At 69.8% G+C, this 16,856-nt stretch carries 13 protein-coding genes; 4 read left to right on the top strand and 9 right to left on the bottom strand.

The features are described 5' to 3' along the window. Nucleotides 1-45: 45 nt before the first annotated feature. The 8 genes from AC3ETA_RS25330 to AC3ETA_RS25365 all read right to left on the bottom strand — a co-directional run bounded on the left by AC3ETA_RS25330 (nt 46) and on the right by AC3ETA_RS25365 (nt 9,580). A complete protein-coding gene (locus tag AC3ETA_RS25330; RefSeq protein ID WP_432195188.1) occupies nt 46-762 on the bottom strand; it encodes an ABC transporter ATP-binding protein in 717 nt (238 codons plus the stop codon). After that, nucleotides 759-1,631 (bottom strand): ABC transporter ATP-binding protein, encoded by an 873-nt coding sequence (locus AC3ETA_RS25335; protein WP_432195189.1) that lies wholly within the window; start codon nt 1,629-1,631, stop codon nt 759-761. Before AC3ETA_RS25335 ends, AC3ETA_RS25330 begins: the two co-directional genes overlap by 4 nt. 5 nt (nt 1,632-1,636) lie before the next feature. Then, nucleotides 1,637-3,484 (bottom strand): branched-chain amino acid ABC transporter permease, encoded by a 1,848-nt coding sequence (locus tag AC3ETA_RS25340; RefSeq protein WP_432195249.1) that lies wholly within the window; start codon nt 3,482-3,484, stop codon nt 1,637-1,639. A 23-nt stretch (nt 3,485-3,507) separates the two neighbouring features. Next, nucleotides 3,508-4,437 carry a branched-chain amino acid ABC transporter permease gene (locus AC3ETA_RS25345; protein ID WP_432195190.1) on the bottom strand — a complete coding sequence of 310 codons (930 nt, stop codon included), beginning with the start codon at nt 4,435-4,437 and terminating at the stop codon, nt 3,508-3,510. Between the two features lie 111 nt (nt 4,438-4,548). After that, entirely contained in the window at nt 4,549-5,778 is a 1,230-nt protein-coding gene (locus AC3ETA_RS25350; RefSeq protein WP_432195191.1) for a branched-chain amino acid ABC transporter substrate-binding protein, read from the bottom strand. 480 nt (nt 5,779-6,258) lie between these two features. Further along, on the bottom strand, nt 6,259-6,666 hold the full coding sequence (locus AC3ETA_RS25355) for a hypothetical protein (RefSeq protein ID WP_432195192.1): 408 nt from the start codon (nt 6,664-6,666) through the stop codon (nt 6,259-6,261). A gap of 92 nt (nt 6,667-6,758) precedes the next feature. Further along, nucleotides 6,759-7,247: a hotdog fold thioesterase gene (locus AC3ETA_RS25360; RefSeq protein ID WP_432195193.1), complete on the bottom strand. Its 489-nt coding sequence runs from the start codon at nt 7,245-7,247 to the stop codon at nt 6,759-6,761. Between the two features lie 53 nt (nt 7,248-7,300). Then, nucleotides 7,301-9,580 carry an FdhF/YdeP family oxidoreductase gene (locus tag AC3ETA_RS25365; protein WP_432195194.1) on the bottom strand — a complete coding sequence of 760 codons (2,280 nt, stop codon included), beginning with the start codon at nt 9,578-9,580 and terminating at the stop codon, nt 7,301-7,303. A 181-nt stretch (nt 9,581-9,761) separates the two neighbouring features. Between AC3ETA_RS25365 and polA the strand changes: the two genes are divergently transcribed. Together polA and AC3ETA_RS25375 are read left to right on the top strand one after the other, a co-directional pair. Continuing rightward, on the top strand, nt 9,762-12,488 hold the full coding sequence (gene polA / locus AC3ETA_RS25370; RefSeq protein WP_432195195.1) for a DNA polymerase I: 2,727 nt from the start codon (nt 9,762-9,764) through the stop codon (nt 12,486-12,488). Nucleotides 12,489-13,291: 803 nt separating this feature from the next. Beyond that, complete coding sequence (locus tag AC3ETA_RS25375; RefSeq protein WP_432195196.1) at nt 13,292-13,639, top strand: hypothetical protein; 348 nt, start codon at nt 13,292-13,294, stop codon at nt 13,637-13,639. Here the strand turns inward: AC3ETA_RS25375 and AC3ETA_RS25380 are convergent. Beyond that, on the bottom strand, nt 13,554-14,414 hold the full coding sequence (locus AC3ETA_RS25380; protein WP_432195197.1) for a DUF4184 family protein: 861 nt from the start codon (nt 14,412-14,414) through the stop codon (nt 13,554-13,556). The two genes, AC3ETA_RS25375 and AC3ETA_RS25380, sit on opposite strands and share 86 nt — an antisense overlap. A gap of 316 nt (nt 14,415-14,730) precedes the next feature. Here AC3ETA_RS25380 and AC3ETA_RS25385 point away from each other — a divergent pair, with 316 nt between their 5' ends. Next, nucleotides 14,731-16,503, top strand: a complete 1,773-nt coding sequence (locus tag AC3ETA_RS25385; RefSeq protein ID WP_432195198.1) for a lytic transglycosylase domain-containing protein — start codon at nt 14,731-14,733, stop codon at nt 16,501-16,503. Nucleotides 16,504-16,698: 195 nt separating this feature from the next. After that, complete coding sequence (locus AC3ETA_RS25390) at nt 16,699-16,833, top strand: SPW_0924 family protein (RefSeq protein ID WP_107438846.1); 135 nt, start codon at nt 16,699-16,701, stop codon at nt 16,831-16,833. Nucleotides 16,834-16,856: the final 23 nt, after the last annotated feature.

Raw genomic sequence — 16,856 nt, forward strand, 5'->3', positions numbered from 1 at the left:
GACCGGGGGGCACGGGCCTCGTCGTGCGGGTGAGCAGTCGGGTGATCAGTCCTCGCCGAGGTACGCCTTGCGCACCGACTCGTCGTGCAGGAGGTCCTGCCCGGAGCCGGAGAGGACGATCTTGCCGACCTCCATGACATGGCCGTGGTCGGCCAGGGAGAGCGCGGCCTGGGCGTTCTGTTCGATGAGCAGAATGGTGGTGCCCGCGGCCTTGAGTTCCTGGATGGTGGCCATGATCTTCTGCATCATGATCGGCGACAGTCCCATGGAGGGTTCGTCGAGCATGAGCAGCTTGGGTCGGGACATCAGTGCCCGTCCCATGGCGAGCATCTGCTGCTCGCCGCCGGAAAGGGTGCCCGCGGCCTGTTTCCGGCGTTCTCCGAGGATGGGGAAGAGGTCGTAGGCGCGCTGGATGTCCTTCTCGATGCCCTCTTTGTCGGAGCGCAGGAATGCTCCGAGGCGGAGGTTGTCCTCGATCGTCATGCGCGGGAAGATGTGCCGCCCCTCGGGGGAGTGGGCGAGCCCGAGTGAGACGACTTTGTGTGCGGGGACCTTCTTCAGCGATTTGCCGTCGAACTTGATCTCGCCGGACGTCGGCTGGAGCAGGCCCGAGAGGGTGCGCAGGGTTGTGGTCTTGCCGGCGCCGTTGGTGCCGATGAGGGTGACGACCTCGCCCGCGTCCACCTTGAACGAGATGCCTTTGACGGCCTCGATCTTGCCGTAGGCGACCCTGAGGTCTTCGACCTCGAGTAGTGCGGTCACTTGTCGTCCCCTTCTGTGGTGCTGTGCGCGTCGGCCTCCGCAGCCTCTACCTCGGCGGCTTCGGCGGCACCTGGCGCGCCCTCGAAGGGCTCGCCCAGGTAGGCGGCGATGACGCGCTCGTCGGCCTGGACGACCTCGGCGGGGCCCTCGACGATCTTCTCGCCCTGGACGAGCACGGCGACCCGGTCGCAGAGGTTCATGATGAACCGGATGTCGTGCTCGATGACGAGGACGGCGATGCCCTGGTCCCGGATGGCGAAGATGAGTTCCTCGGCCGCCCGGGTCTCCTGTGGGTTCATGCCGGCGGTCGGCTCGTCGAGGAGGAGCAGGCCGGGCTCGCTCGCCAGTGCCCGGGCGATCTCCAGCTTGCGCTGTTCGCCGTAGGGCAGGTTGCGGGCGAGGTGGTCGGCTTTGGCGGCCAGTCCGGTGAATTCCAGGAGTTCCATGGCGCGGGCCCGGGATGCGTCCTCGGCCTTTTTGAAGCCGGGTAGGCGCAGGAGCGCGGACCAGAGGCCTTCTTTGGTCCGGGTGTGCCGTCCGACCAGTACGTTCTCCAGAACGGTCATGTTGGCGAAGAGCCGGATGTTCTGGAAGGTTCGGGCGATGCCGGCCTGGGTGACCAGGTGGGGCTTGGGCGGCAGGATGGTGCCCTTGTAGGCGACCTTGCCCTCGGTCGGCACGTAGAGGCCGGTGAGGCAGTTGAAGAAGGTTGTCTTGCCGGCGCCGTTGGGGCCGATGAGGCCGACGATCTCTCCGGTGTTCACGGTGAGGTCCACGTCGCGTACGGCGGTGAGACCGCCGAAGCGCATGGTGACGCCGCTCGCGTCGAGCACTGTGGTCGTGCTGGGTGCGGTCGTGGTGGTCGTCATGGCGGTCACGCCCCTGCCTTCGCGACGCCGGTCGCGCCTTCGGGCAATGGCTTGTCCTCCGGTACGTCGAGCTGTCCGGTTTCGTGGAATTCGAGCTGCTTCCTGCGGTCGGCGACCAGGCCCTCGGGGCGGAAGCGCATCAGCAGCATCAGCGCGAGGCCGAAGAGCAGCAGCTGGTATTCCGCCATGAACTGGAGCTTGGCCGGGATCAGGTAGAGCAGCGCGGCGCCGATGAGCGGGCCGCTGATGGTGCCCATGCCGCCGAGGATGACGGCGGCGAGCAGGAAGGCCGAGTTCGGTGGTACGGAGCCGGCGAACTGGTACTGCTCGGGGGTGACGCTGTAGGAGACGTGTGCCTGGACGGTGCCGGCGAGGCCGGCGAGGGAGGCGCCGAGTGCGAAGGCGAGGAGCTTCAGGCGGAAGCCGTTGATGCCCATCGCGGTTGCGGCTGTCTCGTCTTCGCGGATGGCCACCCATGCGCGGCCGATGCGGGACTCTGCCGAGCGGCGGAAGACCATCACGACGATTGCGGTGAACAGCAGCATCAGCAGGTAGTAGTTGGCCGAGCGGGTCAGCTCGTGGCCGAGGACGTTGTGTGGGACTCCGAGGTTGAATCCGAGGATCTCCAGGTCGGGGATCTGCGGGATGCCGTTGGAGCCGTTGGTGACGTCCGGGCCGCTGTTGCCGTTGAGGTTGTTCATGGTGATGCGGAAGATTTCACCGAAGCCGAGCGTCACGATGGCGAGGTAGTCGCCGCGCAGTCGCAGGGTCGGGGCTCCGATGACGACGCCGAAGATCAGCGAGGCCGCGGCGCCGGTGAGAACGGCTGCCCAGAAGGGGAACTGGACGCCGATGGTCGACGACGGGGAGCCGGAGACCAGGGCGGCGGCGTAGGCGCCGACGCCGAGGAAGGCGACGTAGCCGAGGTCGAGCAGGCCGGCGAGGCCGACGACGACGTTGAGGCCCAGGGCGACCGTGGCGAAGATCAGGATGTTCGCGCCGATGAGGGCGAACTGGTCGTTGGACTGGGTGAAGGGGAAGCAGATCGCCGCTGCGAACGCTGCGGTGAGGGTGACGTTGCGGTGCTTGGCGGTCAGGGCCGACAGTCGCTTGAGCAGGCCGGCGCGGGTGACGGCGGTGAAGCCGAACGCCGCGACGATCAGGAAGCCGATGAACAGTTCGGAGTACTCGGTGGCGATGCCGTAGGTGAAGACGTACAGGCCGACGCCGAAGCCGGCGGCGATGATGAGGATCTCGACCCAGTTGGGCAGTTCCTTGGCGCGGCCGGGGTCGGGCGCGGTGAGCGAGTGACGGATGCGGCCCCAGAGGTTCGGGGTGGGGTCCGAGGCGTCGTAGGGCTGGTCGACGGGGAGGCCGAGGGCGCCGATCACGGCGACGAGCGCGCCGATGCCGGAGACCCAGGCGCCGGGCTCCAGGTTGACCAGGCCGCCGAGTTCCTGGGTGATCGCGCCGATGGCGTAGGCCGTGGTGCCGAGTACGCCGAGGGCGGCGAGCAGGACGGGGCTGTTCTTGCCGCCGGGGGTGAGCCAGCGCAGGCCGCGGATGCCTCCTCCACTCTCGGCTTCGCTCGTGCGGGGGGATTCCCATCCGGAGAGGGCGAAGAGCAGGGTCAGCAGGGAGCCGAAGAGGGTGAGGATCTGAAGGCCGCCCGGGTAGCCGGTGACGGTCAGGTTGCCCGGGAACTCCTCGGTCCAGGTCCAGGCGAGGAAAGTGCCTATGAGGGCGAGGGCGGAGCCGCCGACGGCCAGTCCGCGGGCGACGGCCTGCGGCAGGGGGATGATCGGTGTGGCTTTTGCCGTGGACGCCTTGGTGGTGTCGGAGGTCTTGTCCATGGGGATCTCGGTGGTCATGTGCATCACGCCCGATCCGCGACGCGTTCGCCGAGCAGGCCTTGTGGCCTGAACAGCAGTACGAGGATGAGCAGAGCGAAGGCCCACACGTCCTTCCAGGCGCCGCCGCCGAAGAGGTCCATGCCGGGGATGTCGCCGATGTAGCCGGTGGCGAGGGACTCGGCGACGCCGAGGACGATGCCGCCGAGCATGGCGCCGTAGATGTTGCCGATGCCGCCGAGTACGGCGGCTGTGAAGGCCTTCAGGCCCATCAGGAAGCCCATGCGGAAGCCGACTTGGCCGTTCTTGAGTCCGTAGGCGACGGCGGCGATGGCGGCGAACGCGGCACCGATGGCGAACGCCATGACGATGATGCGGTCGGTGTTGACGCCCATCAGCTTGGCCGTGTCCGGGTCCTGGGCCGTGGCCTGCATGCCGCGGCCGGAGCGCGTCTTCGTGACGAAGAAGCCGAGGGCGATCATGCACAGGGGGGCGGCTATGAGGACGAAGAGGTCACCACGCTGGATGTTGGCGCCCAGGATCTCGATGGGGCCGCCCTGGAAACGCGGGAAGGGGTGGTCCTTCTTCGCGTCCGGGTACCACATCCACACGGCCTGCTGGAGGACGATGGACAGGCCGATGGCGGTGATGAGGGGCGCCAGTCGTGGTGCGGTGCGCAGGGGACGGTAGGCGAACCGTTCCGCCGCTGTGCCGACGGCGACCGAGACGAGGACACCACCGATGATCATGAGCGGGACTGCGGCCCCGAGGCCGAAGCCCTCGGGGAGTACCAACCAGACGGTGAGGGCCCCGAAGCCCCCGACCATGAAGATCTCGCCGTGGGCGAAGTTGATGAGCTGGACGATGCCGTAGACCATCGTGTAGCCGATCGCGATGAGTCCGTACATCGCGCCGAGGATGAGTCCATTGGCCAGCTGTTGCGGCAGTTCGTTCACCGCAGGGCCTCCGTGGAGTGGTTCGGATATGGCGCCGCGCGGGAGCGCTGATGGGCGCTTCCCGCGCGGCCTGGATCAATGTGTGAGTGGGGAGTCTCTACTCGTCCCTCGTCAGCCGAGCTTGGGTTCGCCGCTGAACTCCGGCGCCCAGGCGTTGCTCTTGACCTTGTACGCGGTCATGGTGTGGTTCGTGGTGTCACCGAACTCGTCGAAGGAGATGGTGCCGGTGACGCCGTCGAACTTGATCTTGGACATGGCGTCCAGGACAGCCTTGCGGCCGTCGGACGGGACCTTGCCGTCGTTGCCCTCGACCGCCAGCTTGACGGCCTCGATGATCGCCCAGGTGGCGTCGTAGGTGAGGCCGCCGTACGCCTCGTAGGCGTCCTCGTAGCCCGCTGCCTCGTAGTCCTTGATGAAGGTCTTGGCGGAGTCGAGCTGCTCGACCGGCTTGCCCACGGAGGTCGAGAGGTCGCCCTCGGCCTTCTTGTTCAGCTTCGGGAACTCGCCGGAGTAGATGCCGTCGCCGCCCATGAGCGGGATCTTCTGGCCGCTGTCCTTGAGCTGCTGGCTCAGCGGACCGGCGGCCGGGTACTCGCCGCCGTAGTAGAGGGCCTGGGCACCGGTCTTCTTGATCTTGGCGACCACGGCGTTGAAGTCACGGTCGTCGGGGTTCACGTGGTCGGTGCCGACGATCTGGCCGCCGAGCTTGGTGAAGTTCGCCTTGAAGGAGGCGGCGAGGCCGGCGCCGTAGGTCTTCTGGTCGTCGATCAGGTAGACCTTCTTCAGCTTCGCCTGGTTGTACAGGTAGTCGGCTGCGAAGGCGCCCTGGATCTCGTCCGTGGTGGCCGTACGGAAGAAGGTCTTGAACTGGCGGACCGAGTTGCCGGTCTTCCAGCCGTCGCCCTGGGTCAGCTCCGTACCGGTGTTGGCCGGGGAGACCTGGGTGAGGCCGGCGTCGTTGAACGGCTTCTGCATCTGCTGCGAGACGCTGGAGTTCAGCGGGCCGACGACGCCGAGGATGTCCTTGTTGTTGATGAACTTCACGGCGTTCTGCTGGCCGACGGACGGCTGCGCCTGGTCGTCGAGGGCTTCGATCTTGAACTCGACGCCCTTGACGTACTCCTTCTTGTTGGCCGTCTTGGCGGCCAGGTCGGCGGAGTTCTTGATGCCGAGGCCGAGGGCCGACAGGTCGCCGGTCAGCGGGGCGTCGACACCGATCACAACCGTGGTCTTGTCGCCGTTGCTGCTGCCGCCGTCGTCGTCACGCGACCCACAAGCCGTGAGTGTCAGCGATCCCGCCGCGAGTGCGGCGGTTATGGCGATGATCGAACGTTGACGCACGAATCAGGTCCTTTCCCTGGCACGGCGGCTCCCCATGGAACTCGCCGAGTCGAGCGCTGGGCCGAAGTGACTTCGAATCCGATGGCGCGGTGACTGGCGGTGACTCTAAGCGCGGGTGGGGAGCGTGGAGGAGGCTCTGACCAAGGCTGTGACGCTCTTGTTATGACACGGGGTAACACAGAGCGGTACTCCGTGGGGGGAAGAGCGGATTTCCGGCCGATTCGCCCTGTCCACATTGTGAGAACTAGCAGCGTTCGCGCGTAGCTTCTTCACGAGTGTTCGCATGGTTTGGTGATTACCGGAGTCGTTGCTGGAGGTGGCCGGAGGGTCTTGGGCGCCTTGTGCGAAAGGTGATCACCGCAGGGGAGCTGTTGGTTCGCATTGCACCCGTATTACGCAGCGTTACGAATGTGAAAGGTGTTCGGCGCTCCGGTTTTTTTCGTGCACGGGGCACCGAAACTGGAATGGCGAATGCCTCGGTCAGCCCCATGGACCCCCGGTCGGCTCGCCCGCGCGGTACCGCTCCGCGCACAACTTTCGTGCCCTGCGGTCGATCAGACGGTCCGCCGACCGCTCGTCCGCGCGCTCCCGCTCGGCCCGCGCGCCGTCCACGACCTTGCGCAGGATCTCGTACTGGCCGTCGGACAGGCCCATCGACTGGTAGTCGCCATAGGTGTCGCCCGTCAGCGACCGGCGGGCCCAGTATCCGATGAGGTTCGCGCACAGCTGCGCGGGCGGAGTCGCCGACGGGGAGGGGGAGTTGGTGCCCGCCCGGGGCTCGGGAGCGTCGCTCCCGGCGCCGGGGTCGCCGCAGCCGGCCACCGATACGGCGGCCAGCAGCGCCAGTGCGAGCGCGGCCCGCTTGCGGCGGGGCCCTCCCGTCGTCATGCCCCCGACGTTATGCCGTCGGGCGCCGGCGTTTCAACGGTCCGCGGGCGCAAGGGGGTTGTGGTCACGCCGTCGTCTTCAGGGTGTCGGCGTCAGTTCGCCGGGCGGAGGTGCTCCCCGTCGCCCGGGTTCACGTCCCGCAGCAGGCAGGTGAGCCGCGCGGTGCACACCCGCCGCCCCTGCTCGTCACTGATCACGATCTCGTACGTCGCCGTCGAGCGGCCCTGGTGCAGCGGCGTGGCCACGCCCGTCACGAGGCCGGAGCGCGCACCGCGGTGATGGGTGCAGTTGAGGTCGACACCCACCGCGATCTTGGAGCTGCCGGCGTGCAGCATCGACCCCACCGACCCCAGTGTCTCGGCGAGCACCGCCGAGGCACCGCCGTGCAGCAGCCCGTACGGCTGGGTGTTCCCCTCCACCGGCATGGTCCCCACGACCCGCTCCGCGGACGCCTCCACGATCTCCACGCCCATGCGCGTACCGAGGTGCCCGGCGGAGAACAGGGCCGGCAGGTCGACGCCGAGCGCGGCGTACTCGTCGATGACCTCTTGCGGGAACTTCACGTGCTGCTGCTCGCCCATGGGGTCGGCTCCGTTCGTGGTGCTCAGTCGCGTCAGGACGACTGAGCAAACGCTCAGTCGGTCGCCGATTGTTCCAGACGGACGACGACGGACTTGCTGGCCGGGGTGTTACTGGTGTCCGCGGTGGCGTCCAGCGGGACCAGGACATTGGTCTCGGGGTAGTACGCGGCCGCGCAGCCGCGGGCCGTCGGATAGTGCACGACCCGGAAGCCGGGCGCCCGCCGCTCGACGCCGTCCTTCCACTCGCCGACCAGATCGACGTACGAGCCGTCGGCGATCTTCAGGCGCTGTGCGTCCTCGGGGTTGATCATGACGACCCGGCGGCCGTTCCGGATGCCCCGGTAACGGTCGTCGAGGCCGTAGATCGTGGTGTTGTACTGGTCGTGCGACCGCAGGGTCTGGAGCAGCAGCCGCCCCTCGGGGAGCTCCGGGTACTCGACCGGGGCCGCCGTGAAGTTGGCCTTGCCGGTCGCCGTCGGGAAGCGGCGCTCGTCGCGCGGGGCGTGCGGGAGCGTGAAGCCGCCGGGGCGGGCCACGCGCGCGTTGAAGTCCTCGAAGCCGGGGATGACGCGTGCGATGCGGTCGCGGATCGTCGCGTAGTCCTTCTCGAACTCCTCCCACGGCGTGAGGCTGCTCTCGCCCAGTACCCGCCGCGCCAGACGGCATACGATCGCCGGCTCCGACAGCAGATGCCCGCTCGCCGGCTCCAGCCGGCCGCGGGAGGCGTGCACCATGCCCATCGAGTCCTCGACGGTCACGAGCTGCTCGCCGCTGCCCTGGAGATCGCGCTCGGTGCGGCCGAGCGTCGGCAGGATCAGCGCGCGGGCGCCCGTGACGGCATGGCTGCGGTTGAGCTTCGTCGACACGTGCACGGTCAGCCGGGCGCGCCGCACGGCCGCCTCGGTGACGTCGGTGTCGGGAGTGGCGGCCACGAAGTTGCCGCCCATCGCGAAGAAGACCTTCGCCTCGCCGTCGCGCATCGCCCGGATGGCCCGCACGACGTCGAAGCCGTGCTCGCGCGGCGGCGCGAAGCCGAACTCCTTCTCCAGGGCGTCCAGGAAGGCCGGGGCCGGCCGCTCGAAGATGCCCATCGTGCGGTCGCCCTGCACGTTGGAGTGGCCGCGTACCGGGCACACGCCCGAGCCCGGGCGGCCGATGTCGCCGCGCAGCAGAAGGAAGTTGACGACCTCGCGGATCGTCGGCACCGAGTGCTTGTGCTGGGTCAGGCCCATCGCCCAGCACACGATGGTGCGCCGCGAGGCCAGGATCATCTCCATGGCCCTGTCGATGTCCTCGCGCGTGAGCCCGGTCGCCGTCAGGGTCTCGTCCCAGTCGGCGGCGCGCGCGGCCCCGGCGAACTCCTCGTAGCCGTGGGTGTGTTCGCGCACGAACTCCTCGTCGACCGCGCCCTCGGTCTGAAGGATCAGCTTGTTGAGGAGACGGAACAGGGCCTGGTCGCCGCCGATCCGGATCTGGAGGAACAGGTCCGTGAGCGCGGCGCCCTTGAGCATGCCCTGCGGGGTCTGCGGGTTCTTGAAGCGCTCCAGGCCCGCCTCGGGCAGCGGGTTGACGGTGATGATCCTCGCGCCGTTCGCCTTGGCCTTCTCCAGGGCGGACAGCATGCGCGGGTGGTTGGTCCCGGGGTTCTGCCCGGCGACGATGATCAGCTCGGCCTTGTACAGGTCGTCGAGCAGGACGCTGCCCTTGCCGATGCCGATGGTCTCGGAGAGCGCGGAGCCGGACGACTCGTGGCACATGTTGGAGCAGTCCGGCAGGTTGTTCGTGCCGAGCTCGCGCGCGAAGAGCTGATAGAGGAACGCGGCCTCGTTGCTGGTGCGGCCGGAGGTGTAGAAGACGGCCTCGTCGGGGGAGTCGAGGGCGGCGATGTCCTCGGCGACGATGTCGAAGGCCCGCTCCCAGGTGACCGGCTCGTAGTGCGTGCCGCCCTCCGGGAGGTACATCGGGTGCGTCAGCCGGCCCTGCTGCCCCAGCCAGTACCCGCTGCGGGTCGCGAGGTCGGCGACGGAGTGCGCGGCGAAGAACTCCGGGGTGACCCGGCGCAGGGTCGCCTCCTCGGCGACAGCCTTCGCGCCGTTCTCGCAGAACTCCGCCTTGTGCCGGTGGTCCGGCTCCGGCCAGGCGCAGCCCGGGCAGTCGAAGCCGTTCTTCTGATTGACGCTGAGGAGCGTCAGCATGGTCCGCTTCACGCCCATCTGCTGCTGCGCGATGCGCAGGGTGTGCCCGATGGCGGGCAGCCCCGCCGCCGCATGCTGCGGTGGGGCGACCTGCGGCGCGTCCTGAACCGGATCACCCTTGGGCGGCTTGGTGGCCATCGCGCACTCCTCTTCACGTACACGTGTGAGCTACATCTCCGATCCTCGCACGTGGGTCCGACAACTCGGTGAGGTGTCCCGGTACCTGGAACCCCCGCCCCCACGGGCCCGCACATCCCCTCCACAGGGCCGCACCCCCGATGGGCACCGGGTGTCAGTGGGGCGTGGCAGGATCGGGGGCGTGGCAGAGACAGCATCGAAGAAGACCGACAGCAACCCCGGGGGCAGCCGGCCCCGCCTGATGCTCATGGACGGGCACTCGCTGGCCTACCGCGCGTTCTTCGCGCTCCCCGCGGAGAACTTCACGACCGCGACGGGCCAGCCGACGAACGCGATCTACGGCTTCGCGTCGATGCTGGCCAACACCCTGCGCGACGAGGCGCCCACGCACTTCGCCGTGGCCTTCGACGTGTCCCGCAAGACCTGGCGCTCCGCGGAGTTCACGGAGTACAAGGCGAACCGCTCCAAGACCCCCGACGAGTTCAAGGGGCAGGTCGAGCTGATCGGCGAGCTCCTCGACGCGATGCATGTCTCGCGCTTCGCCGTCGACGGCTTCGAGGCCGACGACGTGATCGCCACCCTCGCCACCCAGGCCGAGGCCGACGGCTTCGAGGTGCTGATCGTCACCGGCGACCGCGACTCCTTCCAGCTGGTCAGCGACCACACCACGGTCCTGTACCCGACGAAGGGCGTCTCCGAGCTGACCCGCTTCACCCCGGAGAAGGTCTTCGAGAAGTACGGCCTGACACCCGCCCAGTACCCCGACTTCGCTGCCCTGCGTGGCGACCCGTCGGACAACCTGCCGGGCATCCCGGGCGTCGGCGAGAAGACCGCCGCGAAGTGGATCAACCAGTTCGGCTCGTTCACGGAGCTGGTCGAGCGCGTGCAGGAGGTCAAGGGCAAGGCCGGCCAGAACCTCCGCGACCACCTGGACGCGGTCAAGCTCAACCGTCGCCTCACCGAGCTGGAGCGCCAGGTCGAGCTGCCCAAGACGGTCACCGACCTGGCGCGTGAGCCGTACGACCGCAAGGCCGTCTCCCTGGTGCTGGACACCCTGGAGATCAGGAACCCGTCCCTGCGTGAGCGGCTCTTCGGCGTCGACCCCGGCGCCGAGGAGGCCGAGGCCACCCCGATCGACACCGACGGCGTGGAGATCGACGGCGCGGTGCTCGGCACCGGCGAGGTGGCGCCCTGGCTGGCGGAGCACGCGGGCGACGTCCTCGGCGTCGCCACCGTCGACACCTGGGCGCTGGGCACCGGCTCGGTCGCCGAGGTGGCGCTCGCGGCGGGCGACGGCGCGGCCGGCTGGTTCGACCCCGCGCAGCTGGACGAGGCCGACGAGCAGGCGTTCGCGGCCTGGCTGGCCGACGCCGCCAGGCCGAAGGTCTTCCACAACGCCAAGGGCGCGATGCGCGTCTTCGCCGAGCACGGCTGGAGCATCGAGGGCGTCCGCATGGACACCGCGCTCGCCGCCTACCTCGTGAAACCGGGCCGGCGCTCCTTCGACCTGGACGCGCTGTCCCTGGAGTACCTCCACCGCGAGCTCGCCCCGGCCGCCGCGGCCGACGGCCAGCTCGCCTTCGGCACGGACGACGGCGCCGAGGCCGAGGCACTGATGGTCCAGGCCCGCGCGGTCCTCGACCTGGGGGAGGCCTTCGACGCCCGCCTGGAGCAGGTCGGCGCGGCCGACCTGCTGCGCGACATGGAACTGCCCACCTCCGCCCTGCTGGCGCGCATGGAGCGGCACGGCATCGCGGCCGACCGGGCGCACCTGGAGGCCATGGAGCAGATGTTCGCGGGCGCCGTGCAGCAGGCCGTGAAGGAGGCGCACGCGGCGGCCGGGCACGAGTTCAACCTGGGCTCGCCCAAGCAGCTCCAGGAGGTCCTCTTCGGCGAACTGGCCCTGCCCAGGACGAAGAAGACGAAGACCGGCTACACCACGGACGCCGACGCCCTGGCCTGGCTGGCCGGCCAGACCGACAATGAACTGCCGGTCATCATGCTGCGCCACCGCGAGCAGGCGAAGCTGCGGGTCACCGTCGAGGGCCTGATCAAGACGATCGCCGCCGACGGCCGTATCCACACCACCTTCAACCAGACGGTCGCGGCGACGGGCCGGCTGTCCTCCACGGACCCGAACCTCCAGAACATCCCGGTCCGCACGGACGAGGGCCGGGCGATCCGCCGGGGCTTCGTGGTCGGCGAGGGATTCGAGTCCCTGATGACCGCCGACTACAGCCAGATCGAGCTGCGCGTGATGGCCCACCTGTCCGAGGACGAGGGTCTGATCGAGGCGTTCACCTCGGGCGAGGACCTGCACACCACGGCCGCCTCACAGGTGTTCGCCGTGGAGCCGGGCGCGGTGGACGCGGAGATGCGCCGCAAGATCAAGGCCATGTCCTACGGCCTGGCGTACGGCCTGTCGGCCTTCGGCCTCTCGCAGCAGCTGAACATCGACGCGGGCGAGGCCCGTGCCCTGATGGACGCCTACTTCGAGCGCTTCGGCGGCGTACGCGACTACCTCCGCCGCGCGGTCGACGAGGCACGCGCGACCGGCTACACGGCGACGCTCTTCGGCCGCCGCCGCTACCTCCCCGACCTCAACAGCGACAACCGCCAGCGCCGTGAGGCGGCCGAGCGCATGGCCCTCAACGCCCCCATCCAGGGCACGGCGGCGGACATCGTCAAGATCGCCATGCTGAACGTGGACCGGGCCCTGCGCGAGGAGAACCTCACCTCCCGCATGCTCCTCCAGGTCCACGACGAAATCGTCCTGGAGATCGCCCCCGGCGAACGCGAGGCGGCCGAGACCCTGGTCCGCCGCGAGATGTCCGACGCCGTCCACCTCAACGTCCCCCTGGGAGTCTCGGTCGGCGACGGCCCGAACTGGGAATCGGCAGCCCACTAGCGCCTCCGGCGTTCAGCCGGGACGAGTGCCGGGCCGGCCATCGGCCGCCCCGGCACTCATCGCCCCAAAGGGGCGTGGGGAACTGCGCGACCAGCCACAACGGGCCCGCAGTTTTCAGAGGCGCGGGGAACTGTGCGACCGGCCCCACACACCCGCCGTCTTCAGAGGCGCGGGGAACTGCGCGACCGGCCCCACACACCCGCCGTCTTCAGGGGCGCGGGTTACTGCGCGACCGGGCCCCGCACGCGCAGTTTTGAGGGGCGCGGGGAACTGTGCGACCGGTCCCCGCACACCCGCCGTCTTCAGGGGCGCGGGTTACTGCGCGACCGGCCCCCGCACGCGCAGTTTTGAGGGGCGCGGGGAACTGTGCGACCGGTCCCCGCACACCCGCCGTCTTCAGGGGCGCGGGGAACTGCGCGATCAGCCCCCACAGACCCGCAGCCCCACACGAACCGCGACCCGGCAGACGCGGCGGCACCGCCCACGGCATGCCAGGGCCTCCAGGGGCGTGGGGAACTGTGCGACCGGCCCCACACACCTGCCGTCTTCAGGGGCGCGGGTTACTGCGCGACCGGCCCCCGCACGCGCAGTTTTGAGGGCGCGGGGAACTGTGCGACCGGCCCCCACACACCCGCCGTCTTCAGGGGCGCGGGGAACTGCGCGATCAGCCCCCACAGACCCGCAGCCCCACACGAACCGCGACCCGGCAGACGCACAGGCCCCGGCCCAACCCCGGAGGGCCCGTCACCCACGTGGCCCCCGCAAACACGCTTCCGCCACCCCCCGCCCGTAAGGATGCGGGCATGGGTATACGCACGCTCCACCGCCGGACGGCCCCGGCACCGGCGAACGTGGACAGCCAGGAAGCCCCCTCCGCGAAGCCGCCCAAGGTCCCGCTCTTCGCGGCCGACGCGAGCACCGCCCGCATCCCGGCCGACCTGATCGCCCCCCTGCGGCGGACGGCGGCGACCCTCCGAGCCCGGCTCGCCGCCCTCACCCGCACCGCACTCCCGCGCCGGCGCCCCCTGCGCACCGTCAAGCTGTTCGTCGCGACGGCCCGCGCTCTCAGCGAGCAGCCGGACGGCTCGGCTCCCGCCCCGCCCCACCGGCCCCCGCACTGCCCGGGCGCGGAACCGGACGCCACACTCTGACCCCGAGGGCGTACAGCACCAGCCCGAGCACGAGCCCCGCGCCCGCCCCGAAGCACAGCGTGGGAATCAGCTCCCAGTACTTGGCGGTCGACCCCCAGTACGCCCACCACCGCGACGCCCGCTGCACCGCGGCCACCGTGGCCAGGCCGCCGATCACGGCACCGGCCCACCACCGGTCCCGTACCGAAAGCGCCGCGACCCCGACGGGCGCGGCCGGGGGAGTCCGCCGCAGCGCCACGACCACGAACGCGGCGATGACGACCGCGGCCACCGCCGAACCGCCGTACTGGAGGTACCAGTACAGCGGTGAACCCGCGATCTCCTCGCCCAGCACGGGGAACAGCCGCATCCCCCAGCGGTCGAGATGCGTGAAGGCGTCCCACACGACATGCGTCAGCGAGCCGAGCACGGCCGAGGCGTACCAGCGCGCCGCCACCGACGGCAGTACACGCGCGCGTGGCGCCCCGCAGCGCAGCAGCGTGGCCACCCGCGCCTGACGTCGCGCGGGCAGCAGCGCCACGAGCGGTTCGCGCAGCAGGAGCCACAGGCCCACCAGCGCCAGGGCGACCACCACGTCGACCGTGAAGACGCCCGCGAACGAGTGCGTGACGTCGCCGAATTCCATCGCCTCGGGCAGGACACTCGCCGCGTAATAGGTCATGTCGGGAGAGAAGGAACCCGCCACCAGCATGGCCGGTACGAGCGTGCCGCGGCCGGTTCCGTCGGTGCGGACGGCCGGCAGTACGGCCGCCGCGTGGCTGAGCGTGAACGGCAACGGGACTCCTTGCGCGGGGTGTTGCGGGACCGGTCCATCCAGGTCGTCGGAGTAGCCAGTATGCGGGGCGTACGACGAACATCTCTCACCCGGCCAAGGGGTAAAAATCGGACGCCAACGGGTGACCGTGCAAAGGAAGTTGTCGTAGGGTCGCCTGGGTCGCCGCGGCACGGGAATGCGGTCGAACAGATGAACAGCGACGAAGGTGTGCCGCGAGGGCAACTGTCGCGGCCGGTCGATCGTCACTACAAGGGCGGGCAGGGCTGCTCGGCAGGCAGAGATGGGCGCTCGGGCGTCCGCGGGAGGGGTCCATTTCATGGCGGCGCAATTCGGCAGGCTCCGCAAGGGCGCGGTGAACACCACGGTCGCCGCGGTCGTGGTCGCGGCGCTGGCCGCGTCCCAGGCTCCGGGAGTGACGACCGACGACGCCGGCAGAAAGGTCACCACCGGCACCCAGCCCGCACCGGACACGCCCGCCGGGGACAGCGCGACCGGCAACTCCCCGTACTACACGGACCTGCCGCCGCTCAACAGCCCCAACCCCTCGCCCACCACCAGTACCCCGGTCACCCAGGGCACGAGTGAGTCGGGCATACCCGCGACCGTTCTCGACGCCTACAAGAAGGCCGCGACCGCGCTCCAGCAGTCCAAGCCCGGCTGCAACCTCCCCTGGCAGCTGCTCGCCGCCATCGGCAAGGTCGAGTCGGGCCAGGCCCGCGGCGGCCGGGTCGACGCGAACGGCAACACCCTCTCCAGGATTCTCGGCCCGCAGCTGAACGGCAACGGCTTCGCGAGCATCAGCGACACCGACGGCGGCGCCTACGACGGCGACAGCTCCTACGACCGTGCCGTCGGCCCCATGCAGTTCATCCCGTCCACCTGGGAGTGGGCCGGCCGCGACGGCAACGGCGACGGCAAGAAGGACCCGAACAACGTCTACGACGCCGCGCTCGCCGCCGGCCACTACCTGTGCCGCTTCGGCTGGGACCTGTCCACCAAGGGCGACCTCGACAGCGCGATCCTCAGCTACAACAACTCGCGGGACTATCTGAACCTCGTCCTGAGGTGGCTGGATTACTACCGCAAGGGCACGCACGAGATCCCGGACGGCACGGGCACCCTCCCCTCCGACCGCAGCGACGACACGGCGGGCGCGAGCCCCACGCCGACGACGCCCGGCACCCCGACCACCCCGACCACTCCGTCATCGCCGAGCACTCCCAGGCCCGGCGGCAGCGACGGCGGCTCCGCGAGCCCGAAGCCCACCCCGCCGCCGAGCACGACGCCGCCCGCCACACCGACGCCCACCCCTACCCCCACCCCCACCGACACCGTCCACCACCTGGAGGACGCGGGGACCGCCAAGCTCAGTGCGATGGCGGGCGACGTGTTCACCGAGAAGATCACCGCCCGCGCCGAGACCAAGGCCGGCAAGGCGGTCCCGAGGGTCCGCATCCGCTTCGCGATCGTCGGCGCCACCGACGCCGCGTTCAGCACCGGCGAGAAGTACGCCACGGTCCTCACCGGCAGCATCGGTGAAGCGGTGGCGCCCGCGCTCAAGGCGGGCGAGGACACCGGCGAGTTCGTCGTACGCGCCACGGTCGTCGGCCGCACCGTCAGCGGCCTCGACTACACCGCCACCGTCACCGAGCGCGCCGCCGACACCCTCGTCCGTACCGGCGAGGACGCCCTGACCTGCACCCCGGGCGGCGAGTTCGCCGGCCAGGTCGAGGTGAAGGCGACCTACCAGGGCGCCGTCGCGGACAAGGTCGCGGCCACCGCCACGCTCATCAAGTCGGCGGACGACGCGACCGAGAACGACAAGGGCCCCTACTTCAAGGACGCCGACGACAAGGCGGTGCGCACCCTCACCGATCTGACGACGGACGAGAACGGCCTGCTCAAGCTTCCCGAGCTGTACGCCGACGACACCACCGGCACGTTCCTGCTCCGCATCAACACCGCGGGCGGCGCGACCCTGACGGTCGAGCTCAAGGTCGCGGCGGCCGACACGTCGCCCAGCCCGACCCCCTCGGAGCCGGCGTCCGGCACGGACTCGCCGAGCCCGAGCCCGAGCCCGAGCGCGTAGCACCACCGGCACCCGTACGAAGGGCGCTCTTCCGCTTCGGCGGACAGGGCGCCCTTCGTCTGTGTGTGCAACGTGTTCTCATCTCGCCCGAGCATTGCTACGGTGCCGGACCTGACGAAGTATCAGATGAAGTCGATGAAGCCGATGAAGCCGCGGGAGCAGATGAACCAGCTCCGGGGTTCCGGGAGGCCCGTTATGCGCGCCCTGATCGCCGCCGCGACCGGTCTCGCCGTCGCGCTCGCCCTGGTCCTCGCGCTCACCGCGATGGGCTCACCGGCGGGCGAGACCTCCCCGAAGCCACTGCTGACGACGGTGCCCGCACACCCGTAACCGCCCGTCCGGGAGGGAGGCCG

It is taken from the genome of Streptomyces sp. bgisy027, from assembly GCF_057710365.1.